At 52.5% G+C, this 14,122-nt stretch carries 13 protein-coding genes; 7 read left to right on the top strand and 6 right to left on the bottom strand.

All coding sequences use genetic code 11. The features are described from left to right. Positions 1-30: 30 nt before the first annotated feature. The 6 genes from ACJHX4_RS16920 to ACJHX4_RS16895 are packed head-to-tail and all read left to right on the top strand — an operon-like array spanning position 31 to position 6,073. The gene (locus ACJHX4_RS16920; protein ID WP_000497357.1) at positions 31-1,194 is read left to right on the top strand and encodes a YhfX family PLP-dependent enzyme; all 1,164 of its coding nucleotides are present in this window, start codon (positions 31-33) and stop codon (positions 1,192-1,194) included. Further along, positions 1,195-2,421 (top strand): phosphopentomutase, encoded by a 1,227-nt coding sequence (locus ACJHX4_RS16915; RefSeq protein ID WP_000090646.1) that lies wholly within the window; start codon positions 1,195-1,197, stop codon positions 2,419-2,421. It abuts the gene before it with no gap. Next, positions 2,418-3,296 carry a phosphotriesterase-related protein gene (locus tag ACJHX4_RS16910; protein WP_000006991.1) on the top strand — a complete coding sequence of 293 codons (879 nt, stop codon included), beginning with the start codon at positions 2,418-2,420 and terminating at the stop codon, positions 3,294-3,296. Before ACJHX4_RS16915 ends, ACJHX4_RS16910 begins: the two co-directional genes overlap by 4 nt. A 10-nt stretch (positions 3,297-3,306) precedes the next feature. Beyond that, positions 3,307-3,660, top strand: coding sequence for a DUF2620 domain-containing protein (locus ACJHX4_RS16905; protein ID WP_000719728.1), 354 nt, complete (start codon positions 3,307-3,309; stop codon positions 3,658-3,660). Between the two features lie 11 nt (positions 3,661-3,671). Beyond that, positions 3,672-4,976 carry a YhfT family protein gene (locus ACJHX4_RS16900; protein ID WP_001532023.1) on the top strand — a complete coding sequence of 435 codons (1,305 nt, stop codon included), beginning with the start codon at positions 3,672-3,674 and terminating at the stop codon, positions 4,974-4,976. A gap of 11 nt (positions 4,977-4,987) precedes the next feature. Next, entirely contained in the window at positions 4,988-6,073 is a 1,086-nt protein-coding gene (locus ACJHX4_RS16895; protein ID WP_000847198.1) for an aminotransferase class I/II-fold pyridoxal phosphate-dependent enzyme, read from the top strand. 107 nt (positions 6,074-6,180) lie between these two features. On the opposite strand, the gene ACJHX4_RS16890 is transcribed toward ACJHX4_RS16895, so the two are convergent. The 6 genes from ACJHX4_RS16890 to tsgA form a co-directional block, all read right to left on the bottom strand. Next, on the bottom strand, positions 6,181-6,348 hold the full coding sequence (locus ACJHX4_RS16890) for a YhfL family protein (RefSeq protein WP_001031834.1): 168 nt from the start codon (positions 6,346-6,348) through the stop codon (positions 6,181-6,183). 251 nt (positions 6,349-6,599) lie between these two features. Beyond that, entirely contained in the window at positions 6,600-7,973 is a 1,374-nt protein-coding gene (gene cysG / locus ACJHX4_RS16885; RefSeq protein WP_000349860.1) for a siroheme synthase CysG, read from the bottom strand. Between the two features lie 18 nt (positions 7,974-7,991). Then, positions 7,992-8,798: a nitrite transporter NirC gene (nirC, locus tag ACJHX4_RS16880; protein WP_000493588.1), complete on the bottom strand. Its 807-nt coding sequence runs from the start codon at positions 8,796-8,798 to the stop codon at positions 7,992-7,994. A gap of 126 nt (positions 8,799-8,924) precedes the next feature. Continuing rightward, the gene (gene nirD, locus ACJHX4_RS16875; RefSeq protein ID WP_000084762.1) at positions 8,925-9,251 is read right to left on the bottom strand and encodes a nitrite reductase small subunit NirD; all 327 of its coding nucleotides are present in this window, start codon (positions 9,249-9,251) and stop codon (positions 8,925-8,927) included. Next, entirely contained in the window at positions 9,248-11,791 is a 2,544-nt protein-coding gene (gene nirB, locus ACJHX4_RS16870; protein WP_000049213.1) for an NADPH-nitrite reductase large subunit, read from the bottom strand. The genes nirD and nirB overlap by 4 nt, the downstream gene beginning before the upstream one ends. A 261-nt stretch (positions 11,792-12,052) precedes the next feature. Next, positions 12,053-13,234, bottom strand: a complete 1,182-nt coding sequence (gene tsgA, locus ACJHX4_RS16865; RefSeq protein ID WP_000185247.1) for an MFS transporter TsgA — start codon at positions 13,232-13,234, stop codon at positions 12,053-12,055. Positions 13,235-13,504: 270 nt separating this feature from the next. Between tsgA and ppiA the strand changes: the two genes are divergently transcribed. Then, complete coding sequence (gene ppiA, locus ACJHX4_RS16860) at positions 13,505-14,077, top strand: peptidylprolyl isomerase A (protein WP_000477225.1); 573 nt, start codon at positions 13,505-13,507, stop codon at positions 14,075-14,077. The last annotated feature ends 45 nt before the right edge of the window (positions 14,078-14,122 follow it).

Below are 14,122 nucleotides of genomic sequence, written 5' to 3'. Positions count from 1 at the left end.
TAATTCAAGGAACAGAAACGAGGCAACAAGATGTTTGTAGAAGCATTGAAACGCCAGAACCCGGCGCTGATTTCCGCCGCACTAAGTTTGTGGCAGCAGGGCAAGATCGCCCCGGACAGTTGGGTGATCGACGTGGATCAAGTTCTGGAAAACGGCAAGCGGCTGATTGAGACGGCGCGGCTTTACGGCATTGAACTGTATCTGATGACCAAACAATTCGGTCGTAATCCGTGGCTGGCAGAAAAACTGCTGGCTCTGGGCTACAGCGGCATTGTGGCGGTGGATTACAAAGAGGCGCGAGTCATGCGCCGCGCCGGTTTGCCGGTAGCGCATCAGGGGCATCTGGTACAAATCCCTTGTCATCAGGTTTCTGACGCCGTTGAACAGGGAACCGACGTCATCACTGTGTTTACCCTCGACAAAGCGCGGGAAATTTCTGCGGCAGCGGTGAAGGCCGGACGTGTGCAGTCTGTGCTGCTCAAAGTTTATAGCGACGATGATTTTCTTTATCCGGGGCAGGAGAGCGGTTTTGTACAGCATTCGCTGCACGAGGTGGTTGCTGAAATCCAGAATCTGCCGGGGCTACATTTGGCGGGACTTACCCATTTCCCTTGCCTGCTTTGGGATGAGGCTGCCGGGAAAGTTTTGCCGACACCGAATCTTCACACGCTGGTACAAGCACGGGATCAACTGGCGAAATCTGGTATTGCGATTGAGCAACTGAACGCGCCTTCAGCGACCAGCTGCACGTCGCTGCCATTGCTGGTGGAATACGGTGTGACTCATACCGAACCCGGTCATGCGCTGACGGGCACTATTCCGGCAAACCAGCGGGGCGATCAGCCTGAACGTATCGCGATGCTCTGGTTAAGTGAAATCTCCCATCATTTCCGTGGCGACAGCTACTGCTACGGCGGCGGTTACTACCGTCGTGGTCACGCGCAACATGCGCTGGTGTTTACGCCAGAAAATCAAAGAATTACTGAAACATATCTCAACGCCGTGGATGACAGCAGTATCGACTACACCCTGCCGCTGGCAGGCGAGCATCCGGTAAGCAGTGCAGTGGTGCTCTGTTTTCGCACGCAGATTTTTATCACCCGTAGCGATGTGGTGTTGGTGTCCGGTATTCACCATGGCGAACCAGAAATAGTTGGTCGTTATGACAGCCTCGGCAACCCTCTGGAGGCGTAAATGGCGCGATTTGTGGTGTTAGTGATTGATAGCTTTGGCGTAGGGGCAATGAAAGATGTCACGTTGGTGCGTCCGCAGGATGCCGGGGCGAATACCTGTGGTCACATCCTGAGCCAGTTGCCGCATTTGCAGCTACCAACGCTGGAGACGCTGGGGCTAATCAACGCATTGGGTTATGCGCCTGGCGATATGCAGCCGTCAGACTCCGCAACCTGGGGCGTGGCAGAGCTGCAACATGAAGGTGGCGATACCTTTATGGGGCATCAGGAAATTTTAGGTACGCGCCCATTACCGCCGCTGCGGATGCCCTTTCGTGATGTGATTGACCGTGTTGAGCAGGCATTAGTTTCCGCTGGCTGGCAGGTTGAGCGTCGTGGCGATGATCTGCAATTTCTGTGGGTCAATCAGGCGGTTGCGATTGGCGATAATCTCGAGGCGGATTTAGGTCAGGTCTATAACATCACCGCCAATCTCTCTGTGATCTCTTTTGACGACGCAATCAAAATGGGTCGTATCGTGCGTGAGCAGGTACAGGTCGGTCGGGTCATTACATTTGGTGGCCTGTTAACCGACAGCCAGTGCATCCTCGATGCCGCAGAAAGCAAAGAAGGGCGCTTTATTGGCATCAATGCGCCGCGTTCTGGCGCCTATGACAACGGTTTCCAGGTCGTACATATGGGCTACGGTGTCGATGAAAAAGTGCAGGTGCCGCAAAAACTGTATGAAGCGGGCGTGCCAACCGTGCTGGTGGGTAAGGTGGCAGATATCGTCAGCAATCCTTATGGCGTGAGCTGGCAAAACCTGGTGGATAGCCAGCGGATTATGGATATCACCCTCAACGAATTTAACACCTATCCGACGGCGTTTATTTGTACCAATATCCAGGAAACCGACCTCGCTGGTCATGCAGAAGACGTCGCACGTTATGCCGAACGTTTGCAGGTCGTTGACCGTAACCTTGCCCGGCTTGTTGAGGCGATGCAGCCAGATGATTGCCTGGTCGTGATGGCGGATCACGGTAACGATCCGACCATCGGTCACAGCCACCATACCCGCGAAGTGGTGCCAGTGCTGGTTTATCAGCAAGGACTGGTCGCTACGCAGCTCGGTGTGCGCACCACGCTTTCTGATGTGGGGGCTACCGTGTGTGAATTTTTCCGTGCGCCACCGCCACAAAATGGTCGCTCTTTTCTTTCCTCCTTCCGGTTTGCAGGAGACACCCTATGAGTTTTGATCCGACGGGCTACACCCTCGCCCATGAGCATCTGCATATTGATCTTTCCGGCTTTAAAAACAACGTGGACTGCCGCCTTGATCAGTATGCGTTCATTTGCCAGGAGATGAACGACCTGATGGCCCGGGGCGTGCGTAATGTGATTGAGATGACCAACCGTTACATGGGGCGCAATGCGCAATTTATGCTCGATGTAATGCGCGAAACCGGGATCAACGTGGTGGGCTGTACCGGTTATTACCAGGACGCGTTTTTCCCGGAACATGTGGCGACCCGCAGCGTGCAGGAACTGGCGCAGGAGATGGTCGATGAAATTGAGCAGGGTATCGATGGCACTGACCTGAAAGCCGGAATTATCGCGGAGATCGGCTCCAGCGAAGGGAAGATTACGTCGCTGGAAGAGAAGGTGTTTATTGCCGCCGCGCTGGCGCATAACCAGACCGGACGCCCGATCTCCACGCATACGTCGTTCAGCACGATGGGGCTGGAGCAACTGGCTCTGTTGCAAGCCCACGGAGTTGATCTTTCGCGCGTCACCGTCGGCCACTGCGATCTGAAAGACAATCTCGACAACATTTTGAAGATGATCGATCTCGGCGCGTATGTGCAGTTCGACACCATCGGCAAGAACAGTTACTACCCGGACGAAAAGCGCATTGCGATGCTCCATGCGCTACGTGACCGTGGGTTGCTGAACCGCGTCATGCTGTCGATGGATATTACGCGGCGCTCTCATTTAAAAGCCAACGGTGGTTATGGCTATGACTTTTTATTGACCACCTTTATTCCGCAATTGCGCCAGTCAGGATTCAGTCAGGCCGATGTGGATGTGATGTTACGTGAAAATCCCTCTCAATTTTTCCAATAAGGACAGACTCATGAAAAAGATTGGCGTTGCAGGCTTACAGCGTGAGCAGATTAAAAAAACCATTGAAGCGACGGCTCCTGGCTGTTTTGAAGTTTTCATTCACAACGACATGGAAGCGGCAATGAAAGTGAAATCCGGACAACTGGATTACTACATCGGCGCGTGTAATACCGGTGCGGGCGCAGCCTTGTCGATTGCTATCGCGGTGATTGGCTATAACAAAAGTTGCACCATTGCCAAGCCGGGCATTAAAGCGAAAGACGAACATATCGCCAAAATGATCGCTGAAGGAAAAGTGGCGTTTGGCCTTTCCGTTGAGCACGTTGAACACGCGATTCCGATGCTGATTAACCATCTAAAATAAAAGGCACGACTATGGATCTGTATATTCAGATTATCGTGGTGGCGTGCCTGACGGGTATGACATCGCTTCTGGCGCATCGCTCGGCGGCCGTTTTTCATGACGGTATCCGCCCGATCCTGCCACAACTGATTGAAGGCTATATGAACCGTCGCGAGGCGGGGAGCATCGCTTTTGGTCTGAGCATTGGTTTTGTGGCCTCGGTGGGGATCTCTTTTACCCTGAAAACCGGGCTGCTCAACGCATGGTTACTCTTTCTTCCTACCGATATCCTCGGCGTACTGGCGATAAACAGCCTGATGGCGTTTGGTCTTGGTGCTATCTGGGGAATATTGATCCTCACCTGTCTGTTGCTAGTAAACCAGCTGCTGACCGCGCTACCGGTGGATGTATTAGGTAGCCTGGGGGAATTAAGCTCGCCGGTGGTTTCAGCTTTTGCACTGTTCCCGTTGGTGGCGATTTTCTACCAGTTTGGCTGGAAGCAAAGTCTGATCGCCGCCGTGGTGGTACTGATGACTCGTGTGGTGGTAGTACGCTATTTCCCACATCTTAACCCTGAATCCATCGAAATCTTTATTGGCATGGTGATGCTGCTGGGGATCGCAATAACTCATGACCTGCGTCATCGTGATGAAAATGATATCGATGCCAGCGGTATGTCGGTGTTTGAAGAGCGTACATCACGGATTATCAAAAACTTACCGTATATCGCCATCGTGGGTGCATTGATTGCTGCCGTTGCCAGCATGAAGATTTTCGCCGGTAGTGAAGTGTCGATCTTCACACTGGAGAAAGCGTACTCCGCAGGCGTAACGCCGGAACAATCGCAAACACTAATCAACCAGGCGGCACTGGCAGAATTTATGCGCGGGCTGGGTTTTGTGCCGTTGATTGCCACCACGGCGTTAGCCACCGGCGTGTATGCAGTTGCGGGCTTTACCTTTGTTTATGCGGTGGGCTATCTCTCGCCGAATCCGATGGTTGCAGCGGTATTAGGCGCAGTGGTTATTTCGGCGGAAGTCTTGCTGCTTCGTTCTATCGGCAAATGGTTGGGGCGCTACCCGTCGGTACGTAATGCGTCGGATAACATCCGTAACGCCATGAATATGCTGATGGAAGTGGCGTTGCTGGTCGGTTCGATCTTTGCAGCAATCAAAATGGCGGGCTATACCGGATTCTCTATCGCGGTTGCCATTTACTTCCTCAACGAATCCCTGGGCCGTCCGGTACAGAAAATGGCGGCACCGGTCGTGGCAGTAATGATCACCGGCATCCTGCTGAATGTTCTTTACTGGCTTGGCCTGTTCGTTCCGGCTTAAGGAAGGCACCTATGAAGACGTTTCCTCTGCAAAGCCTGACGCTTATTGAGGCGCAGCAAAAGCAGTTTGCGCTGGTGGACACGATTTGCCGTCATTTTCCTGGCAGCGAGTTTCTTACCTGCGGTGATTTGGGCTTAACGCCGGGGCTAAATCAGCCCCGCATTACCCAGCGTGTGGAACAGGTGCTGGCTGACGCGTTTCACGCACAGGCCGCGGCGCTGGTACAGGGCGCGGGTACTGGCGCGATCCGTGCGGCGCTGGCAGCTTTGCTCAAATCGGGGCAGCGTCTTCTGGTGCATGACGCGCCGGTTTATCCAACGACGCGCGTCATTATTGAGCAGATGGGGCTAACGCTCATTACGGCTGATTTCAATGATCTGTCGGCACTGAAGCAGGTTGTTGACGAGCAACAACCTGATGCCGCGCTGGTGCAGCATACGCGCCAGCAGCCGCAGGACCGCTATGTGCTGGCAGACGTGCTGGCAACGTTGCGCGCGGCAGGTGTTCCAGCGTTAACCGATGACAACTATGCGGTGATGAAGGTAGCGCGAATCGGCTGCGAATGCGGGGCGAATGTGTCGACATTTTCCTGCTTCAAGCTATTTGGGCCAGAGGGCGTTGGTGCGGTGGTAGGCGATGCCGATGTTATTAGCCGGATTCGCGCCACGCTCTATTCCGGCGGCAGTCAGATTCAGGGGGCGCAGGCATTAGAGGTGTTGCGTGGTCTGGTGCTCGCGCCAGTGATGCACGCGGTGCAGGCGGGGGTATCTGAACGGTTGCTGGCTTTGCTTAACGGCGGCGCGGTGGCGGAAGTGAAAAGCGCCGTCATTGCCAATGCACAGTCGAAGGTATTGATTGTGGAGTTTCATCAGCCGATTGCCGCCAGAGTGCTGGAAGAGGCGCAGAAACTCGGTGCCTTGCCTTACCCGGTTGGTGCAGAGTCGAAATATGAAATCCCGCCGCTCTTTTATCGACTTTCCGGAACGTTTCGCCAGGCGAATCCGCAGTTAGAACATTGCGCGATTCGCATTAACCCAAATCGCGGCGGTGAAGAGACGATATTGCGGATCTTGCGTGAAAGTATTGCCAGCATTTAATCGTTGTAAACGATATTTTCGAAAAGAATGCAGAAACAAATACGCCCTCGGATAACTCCGAGGGCGTCAGGCAATTAAACCGGCGTTAGCCGATTTCTGTCAGAGACTTACTGTGCAGTCGGACCGCAACCGCCAATGATTTTAGAAATAGAAATTGCCGGGTGCAGCAGGTAGTCGTAAGAGCAGTTCTTATCACGGTTTTCAATATGACCAGTACATGCAGTTAACGTAGCCAGTACTGCGCCTACCAGTGCAACTTTAATAAATTTGTTCATTTACATTCCCTATGTATTATATATTAATTAATATTCATTGATTATATGAATATAAGCAGACTGCTCATTAAGAACGATACAGGAATATTCAATTAGCGTCAGTGAGCGATTGGCTTAATTTTGTAAGTTGCTGTAACGGTGAATATAACCCATTAGCAGACAATATTTATTAAGGGGTTATATTTTTATCTGCTGAATATATAAAGAGAGTTGTAAACGAAAAAGGCCAGACTTCTCTGGCCCTGGTTAAATTAATGGTTAGAGAACCAGTTCAATTTATCGCGCAGGCCAACAACCCGACCAATAATAATTAGCGATGGACTGTTCATTTGCTGCGCCAGTTCGCCCAGCTGCGTGAGCGTACCGTCAATCACGCGCTGCGTGACTGCCGTTCCGTTTTCGACAATTGCTACCGGCATTTCACCAGGCATACCGTATTCAATCAGCTTTTGCTGAATAGTTGCAGCCTGATTCAGCCCCATATAAAACACCAGCGTCTGTTTTTCTGCCGCCAGGTTTTCCCAGTCCAGCTCGCCACCGGTTTTTAAGTGTCCAGTAATTAAGCGTACGCTCTGGGCATAATCGCGATGCGTGAGCGGAATACCCGAATAGGCAGAGCAACCAGAGGCTGCGGTAATACCCGGAACCACCGAGAATGGAATACCCGCGTTGCACAGTGTTTCCAGCTCTTCGCCACCACGGCCAAAAATAAACGGATCGCCGCCTTTCAGCCGCACCACGCGTTTGCCTTTTTGCGCTTCCCGCAGCAGGATCTGGTTAATCTCTTCCTGCGGTACGCAGTGGTATCCCGCGCGTTTGCCGACGAAAACGCGATCAGCATCGCGGCGTACCAGATTCATAATATCGTCAGAAACCAGACGGTCGTAGACCACCACATCTGCCTGCTGAATTTGTTGCAGACCTTTCAGTGTCAGCAGCCCGGCATCGCCCGGACCTGCACCAACCAGCACCACTTCACCGCGATGATCGAGCGGTTCATTGATTAACTGTTCGGTGGTTTCAGTAATGGCTTTCTGATCGTTGTTGGCCAGCGACTGCGCCAGGCGGTCATTAACGAACAATTTCTCCCAGAAACGGCGACGCTCACCCATCGTGGCGAACTGTTGTTTCACTCGCCCGCGTAATTGCCCGGCGTATTTCGCTACCTGGCCCAGATGTAACGGCAGCAGTGATTCGAGTTTTTCGCGCAACAGGCGCGCCAGAACCGGAGAGGTGCCGCCAGAGGAGACCGCTACCATGAGCGGCGAGCGGTCAATAATCGACGGCATAATAAAGCTGGCGGCTTTCGGCGCATCGACCACGTTACAGAAGATGCGACGAGCTTCAGCGGCTTCGCTGACGCGCTGGTTAAGCGCGTCATCATCCGTCGCTGCAATCGCCAGCCAGCAGGTGTCGAGAAGGCTTTCATCAAATGGCCCTTCGACGAGGGTTAACATGCCTGCATCTGCCCATGCGGTGAACTGTGGAATAAACGCTAATGCATTCACCGTTAAGCGAGCGCCTGCGTCTAACAGCAACCTTGCTTTGCGTTCCGCGACATCACCACCGCCGACAATCAGACAGTCGCGATCGCGTAATTGGCAAAATATAGGCAAATGATCCACGTAAAAACCCCTTAATAATTAACCGGCAGCCGTTTCAGTTTGATTAAATTTGTCCGCAACCGGACGATTCGCTTTCGGCGTAGCATACCAATAACCCAATCCCATGAATACGGCACCCGATAAAGTATTACCCAGCGTCACCCACAGCAGGTTATGACCAATACCCGCCAGCGTGTAGGCTTCGCTGTGGTTGCCGAACCAGGAGAGGGCGAACAGCGTCATGTTAGCGATGGAGTGCTCGTAGCCGGACGCGATAAATGCCAGCAAACACCACCAGATAGCGATAAATTTCGCCGCCCCTTCAGTGCGCAGCGCCATCCAGATTGCCAGGCAAACCAGCCAGTTACACAATGCACCTTTGAAGAACAGTACCATTGCCGGTGCAGTGGTTTTAGCCAGCGCGACGGAGTGAACGATGCTGGTATCGACCGGCAGCAGGCTACCGCCACCCCAGCTATAGAGCATGGCAACAAAGACGGAACCGACCAGGTTACCCAGCCAGGTTTGCGGCAGGATTGCCCACATTTGCCCGTGGCTGATAGTGCCCGCTTTCACTCCAAAGGTGAGGAACATGGTGTGTCCGGTGAACAGTTCAGAACCGGCGATAATCACCAGCGTTAAGGCGATACCAAAGGTCGCACCCATCACCAGAGGACGTACGGACGGGTCGAGCAAATTACCGAGCGTGAAAATCAGGATGATCCCAAGACCCACATACGCGCCCGCCATGGCGGAGCTGACCCAAAAGCCGAGCGGGTTATTTGCCGACAGGCGTGCAATGCGCGCAGCGTTAGCCGCACACTTAGTAATAGTGTCTGTAAACATTTGATTATCCTTTAAAAAATAAAAACAAAAAATAAAACAAAAAGTTTAAAAAATGTCCTGCAATATACCGAAGGTTATTACAGGACCATGCAAAAAGGGGGAGGCATTGCGCCTCCCGTTAAAATATTAACCGCGCAGCTGCACCACGCCGTCTTTCACTCGCGCGTCGTAATGCTTGACGGAAAACTGTTCGTCTTCCATGCACAAGCCGTCGCTTAAGCGAAAACGCTGCTTTTTCAGCGGGCTGGCGACCCACAGCTCGCCCTGGTGTTCCGCAATCAGCCCGCGTGACAGCACGCTGGACTCGAAGAACGGATCGATGTTGCTGATCGCAAACACCTGGTCGCTGTGATACGGGCGGAAAATTGCTACTTGTTCGTCACCTAACAGCGCGCAGACGCCGGTTTCAGGCAGGATGTCATCGATTTTGCAGATGTCTTTCCACTGGCTCATGCGTTGTCCTCCACCAGAGTTACCGGGATACGTTCATACGGCGTTGCCGGACGGTGCTGTTCGCGCTCTGGCACCATCTGCACGTTCGGGTCACGCTTGTCGCTGTTGATGAAGTGTTTGAAGCGAGTCTGCGCAGACGGGGTATTGACCGTTTCAGTCCACTCACACACTACCGCTTCACGCAGGCGCGCCATCTCTTCTTCCAGATGTGCGTTCAGCCCCAGTTTGTCGTCAATGATCACCGCTTTCAGGTAATCGATGCCACCTTCGAGGTTTTCTAACCACGGCGCGGTACGCGTCAGTTTGTCGGCAGTACGGATGTAGAACATCATGAAGCGGTCAAGATATTTAATCAGCGTTTCGCGATCGATATCCGCTGCCAGCAGATCCGCATGACGCGGTTTCATGCCGCCGTTACCGCAAACATACAGGTTCCAGCCTTTTTCAGTGGCGATAATACCCACGTCTTTACCCTGAGCTTCTGAACATTCACGGGTACAGCCGGAGACACCGAACTTCATTTTGTGCGGCGTACGGATGCCTTTGTAGCGATTTTCCAGTTCCACGCCGAGGCCGACGCTGTCGCCAACGCCATAGCGGCACCAGGTGCTACCCACGCAGGTTTTCGCCATACGCAGTGCTTTCGCATAGGCATGACCGGTTTCGAAACCTGCTTCAATCAGCTGACGCCAGATCTCCGGCAGATCGTCTTTCTGTGCGCCAAACATCGCCAGGCGCTGGGAGCCGGTGATTTTGGTGTAGAGATTAAATTCACGCGCGATACGACCCACTGCCATCAGCCCTTCCGGGGTGATTTCACCACCCGGAGAACGCGGGATCACCGAGTAGGTGCCGTCTTTTTGGATGTTAGCGAGGAAGTTGTCGTTAGAATCCTGCAGCGGAGTATGTTCCGGCTTCAGAATGTATTCGTTCCAGCAGGAGGCCAGCAGCGAACCGACGGTCGGTTTACAAACTTCACAACCGTAACCTTTGCCGTGTTTCGCCAGCAGTTCTTCGAAGGTTTTAATGCCTTCAACGCGGATCAAATGGAACAGTTCCTGACGCGAATAAGCAAAGTGTTCACACAGGTTGTTGTTAACTTCGATACCCTGTTTCGCCAGTTCCGCGTTCAGTACCTGAGTGACCAGCGGAATACAACCGCCGCAGCCCGTACCGGCTTTGGTTTCGGCTTTCAGCGCCGCAACGGTGTGGCAGCCTTTGTTGATAGCAGCAATCAGGTCGCCTTTGGTGACGTCGAAGCAGGAGCAGATTTGCGCGCTGTCCGGCAGTTTATCAACACCGATAGACGGCTTACCGCTACCCGAGTGCGCCGGCAGAATCAGAGAATCCGGGTTTTCCGGCAGTTCGATAGCGTTCAGCACCAGTTGCAGCAGGTTGCCGTAGTCGCTGGTATCGCCCACCAGTACCGCACCGAGCAGGGTTTTGTTGTCTTCGCTGACAATCAGGCGTTTGTAGATCTCTTTGCTTTCGTCGAGGTAAACGTAGCTACGTGCGCCAGGCGTGCGACCGTGCGCATCACCAATACCGCCTACGTCTACGCCCAGCAGTTTCAGCTTGGCGCTAAGGTCTGCACCTTCAAAGGCGTTTTCGCTACCAAGAATATGGTCAACGGCGACCTGCGCCATTTTGTAGCCTGGTGCTACCAGACCAAATACACGGTTGTTCCAGCTTGCGCATTCACCGATGGCGTAGATATCCGGATCGGAAGTCTGGCAGGAATCATTTATGACGATACCCCCACGCGGAGCAACGTCCAGACCACACTGGGTTGCCAGCTTATCGCGCGGACGGATACCGGTAGAGAAGACGATAAAGTCGACTTCCAGTTCGCTGCCGTCGGCAAAACGCATGGTTTTACGCGCTTCAACACCTTCCTGCACAATCTCAAGAGTGTTTTTGCTGGTGTGAACGCGCACGCCCATACTTTCGATTTTGCGACGCAGCTGCTCGCCGCCCATCTGATCAAGCTGTTCCGCCATCAGCATAGGGGCAAATTCGATAACGTGGGTTTCAATGCCTAAGTTTTTCAGCGCGCCAGCGGCTTCCAGACCTAACAGGCCGCCACCAACAACGGCACCGCGTTTGCTGCGACGGGCGCAGGATTCAATGGCGTTGAGGTCTTCAATAGTGCGATAGACAAAGCAGTCCTGAGTATCAGAACCTTTGATTGGCGGGATCCACGGGTAGGAACCGGTCGCCATGATCAGCTTGTCATAAAAAACGGTACGTCCGGCGCTGGAGTGAATCACCTTCTCCTGACGGTTGATGGTGATAGCGCGTTCGCCGACCAGAACTTTGATGCCGTGTTTCTCGTAGAAGCCTTCGCGCACCAGCGACAGCTCTTCGGCGGTGTGGTGAGAGAAGTAAGACGAGAGGTGTACGCGGTCATAAGCGATGCGCGGTTCTTCACAGAAAACGGTAATATCAAAGTTGGCCGCATCAGATTTATCAAGAAGATCTTCGATAAAGCGATGGCCGACCATACCGTTACCGATAATTGCGAGTCTGACTTTGCTCATTTTTGCCTCGATTTCTTTTCTATTACCGCCTACCTTAACGATTCAGCAACCCCGCTTATTGATGTAAATCAAATTCACCTTTATATACTCCTTAAGGGGTATATTGCTGATTTGTATAAATTTTCTTAAGTCACGGAATTGTCTGATATTTCATGTTTGTGCAAAAAACAGACAAATTGAACGGGTTTATAGAAATAGATGCACGTAGCAGGGTAAGAGAGGAAAAGGCCGGACGACGATAGTGCCGCCCGGCATGAACAATTAATGAGAGGTCAGGGTGTTATGCTGACGGTGACGGCTGACGAAACCTAACAGGAAGCACATCACAAAGACGACAGCGTACAGACCGTTTGCCGTCAGCAGCGCCGCCTGCGGACCACTATGTTCAACAATCGGGCCGGTAACCACAAAGGTCAACATAGTACCGATGGTCCCGCAGGTCAGGACAAAGTTAACCAGTTTTGGCGACGGTACTTTGGTCTGCTGTGAACCCAGGGTGATGATGGTGGTATAGATCGCGCTGGAGAAGAAGCCCAGGGCGAGAATTGACCACGCCATATGTGCCGGTGTTCCGGTGTTAAAGACGTACATCAGAATCGCAGCCAGACCAGCCAGTACGGTCAGGATACGTTGCAAATCAAAGAAGCGAAGAATAAAGCTGAATGCCCACATGCCGACCATGTACGACATCCAGAAGTTACTTACCAGCGTGCCTGCGTCGTTCAGGCTCATGCCCAGGCCTTTGGCATATTCCGGCACCCAGGAGATAAAACCTAACTGACCGAGGATGTAGCACAGCGCCGCAACAGAGAGAAACAGTACGCCGATCCCCCACTTTTCTTTCTCTACCGGAGCATCCGTTTTGGGCGCATGTTTGCCCAGCGCCGGGAACTCACAGCCGAAGGTCAGAATAAAAATAGCGACATACACCAGCCCGATGCAGGCATAAACCCAGTACCACTCAATGCTACGCGCCAGCAGAAATGCGGCGATCATTGGGAAAATCATCCCGGCCATACTGAAGAAGGAGTCGGTAAATAACAGGCGTGAACCGCGCTGACGTCCTTCATACATTTGTGTTACCAGGAATGTACCAATCGACATGGTGATGCCGCTGACCACCCCGAGAATGAACATCGCCGCCGAGAACAGCGCCAGGCTGTGGCTGAACATCAAACCGGCAACCGCCAGCACCATCAGGAGAAAGCCAAAACGTAACTGCGTTTTCAACGGGACGATTTCCATCAGCCAGGCGTTGAGGAAGATAGAGATTAAAATGCCGGCATTGAGGAAGGTGAAGGTGTTACTCATGCTGGAAACAGGCAGATTGAAATAATCGGCGATATTTCCCATCACCATCCCGGTGACAATAACCAACGCACCGGTCAGTGCGTAGGAAAGAAAGCTAATCCATGTGAGCTTGATGCGATTGCTGTTAGTCATGATTGGCCTGCGTTCAAAAATAAAATGGCATAGCGGGCTATGCCGCGAGCGGGCGATTTTAGGCGATTTTGTGATCTGATTAAATGTTTTATTGCAATCGGTTGCTAAATTGCATTTTAAGAGGTGATTTTGATCACGGAATAAAAAGTTATCCTCAGGTTACATATATTTCAGATACGTAAAATTAGGTAAAGGGATGGCCTTGTTCTTGAAGGCTATTTAGAATCTCTTCACTTGCTTTTTTTCTGCTCTGTTTGTTAAGGAAATCTCATGTTCAAATCGACCCTGGCGGCGATGGCTGCTGTTTTCGCTCTTTCTGCTCTTTCTCCCGCAGCAATGGCAGCGAAAGGGGACCCGCACGTATTGTTGACAACCTCAGCTGGTAACATCGAACTGGAGCTGGATAAACAAAAAGCGCCAGTGTCTGTGCAAAACTTTGTCGATTATGTGAACAGTGGTTTTTATAACAACACGACCTTTCACCGCGTCATTCCTGGCTTTATGATTCAGGGCGGCGGTTTCACCGAGCAGATGCAGCAGAAAAAACCAAACCCGCCAATCAAAAATGAAGCTGATAACGGCCTGCGCAACACGCGTGGCACCATCGCGATGGCGCGTACCGCTGACAAAGACAGCGCCACCAGCCAGTTCTTTATCAACGTTGCCGATAACGCCTTCCTTGACCACGGTCAGCGTGATTTCGGTTACGCGGTATTTGGTAAAGTGGTGAAAGGCATGGACGTTGCCGATAAGATTTCCCAGGTGCCGACTCATGACGTTGGTCCGTACCAGAATGTGCCGTCAAAACCGGTAGTTATCCTTTCCGCTAAAGTCCTGCCGTAATGATTTCTCGCGCGGGCAATCTTGCCCGCGCTTCTGCTCTCCCGG

The sequence above is a fragment of the Escherichia sp. WS2035 genome, assembly GCF_046487065.1.
GTDB classification, from domain to species: domain Bacteria; phylum Pseudomonadota; class Gammaproteobacteria; order Enterobacterales; family Enterobacteriaceae; genus Escherichia; species Escherichia coli.
This window is presented reverse-complemented; position numbering and strand designations above follow the sequence as displayed.

Excerpts from the sequence above, each read along its gene's own strand:
- ACJHX4_RS16910 (WP_000006991.1), top strand. The coding sequence starts at position 2,418 with ATGAGTTTTGATCCGACGGGCTACACCCTCGCCCATGAGCATCTGCAT.
- ACJHX4_RS16890 (WP_001031834.1), bottom strand. The coding sequence starts at position 6,348 with ATGAACAAATTTATTAAAGTTGCACTGGTAGGCGCAGTACTGGCTACG.
- tsgA (WP_000185247.1), bottom strand. The coding sequence starts at position 13,234 with ATGACTAACAGCAATCGCATCAAGCTCACATGGATTAGCTTTCTTTCC.
- ACJHX4_RS16915 (WP_000090646.1), top strand. The coding sequence starts at position 1,195 with ATGGCGCGATTTGTGGTGTTAGTGATTGATAGCTTTGGCGTAGGGGCA.
- ACJHX4_RS16905 (WP_000719728.1), top strand. The coding sequence starts at position 3,307 with ATGAAAAAGATTGGCGTTGCAGGCTTACAGCGTGAGCAGATTAAAAAA.
- ACJHX4_RS16900 (WP_001532023.1), top strand. The coding sequence starts at position 3,672 with ATGGATCTGTATATTCAGATTATCGTGGTGGCGTGCCTGACGGGTATG.
- ppiA (WP_000477225.1), top strand. The coding sequence starts at position 13,505 with ATGTTCAAATCGACCCTGGCGGCGATGGCTGCTGTTTTCGCTCTTTCT.
- ACJHX4_RS16920 (WP_000497357.1), top strand. The coding sequence starts at position 31 with ATGTTTGTAGAAGCATTGAAACGCCAGAACCCGGCGCTGATTTCCGCC.
- nirC (WP_000493588.1), bottom strand. The coding sequence starts at position 8,798 with ATGTTTACAGACACTATTACTAAGTGTGCGGCTAACGCTGCGCGCATT.
- ACJHX4_RS16895 (WP_000847198.1), top strand. The coding sequence starts at position 4,988 with ATGAAGACGTTTCCTCTGCAAAGCCTGACGCTTATTGAGGCGCAGCAA.
- nirB (WP_000049213.1), bottom strand. The coding sequence starts at position 11,791 with ATGAGCAAAGTCAGACTCGCAATTATCGGTAACGGTATGGTCGGCCAT.
- nirD (WP_000084762.1), bottom strand. The coding sequence starts at position 9,251 with ATGAGCCAGTGGAAAGACATCTGCAAAATCGATGACATCCTGCCTGAA.